Raw genomic sequence first — 277 nt, forward strand, 5'->3', positions numbered from 1 at the left:
GTTAGTGTGATTAGTAGTTTCTTCATTGTTTACTCTCCCTTTTTAATTCGCCAATTTTAGAATATATAGCTGCCATCACTATGCCTGTTTTAGTGATTTCAGGATCATTAGCAATTAACTTATTTTGGTTTAACCTTGCTAATTGCTGTCTAGTGATGAGTTGCAAATTGTCTAGTTTTACATTGAGCTTGTTCCCGTCTAAAAATATTAAACAATGGCCACTTGAGATTGGTCCGTTTTCTTCTTCCCAAATCACCTTATGTTTATGTTTCCATCG

General features: G+C 34.3%; 1 protein-coding gene. It reads right to left on the reverse strand.

The window, feature by feature from the left end; all coding sequences use genetic code 11:
* Window positions 1-22 precede the first annotated feature (22 nt).
* The coding region (locus tag R0J92_RS22715) for an HNH endonuclease signature motif containing protein (protein ID WP_411053328.1) at window positions 23-277 on the reverse strand (255 nt) is incomplete at its 5' end.

Origin of the sequence: Tritonibacter sp. SIMBA_163, assembly GCF_046535935.1 — a bacterium.
GTDB classification, from domain to species: domain Bacteria; phylum Pseudomonadota; class Alphaproteobacteria; order Rhodobacterales; family Rhodobacteraceae; genus Epibacterium; species Epibacterium scottomollicae.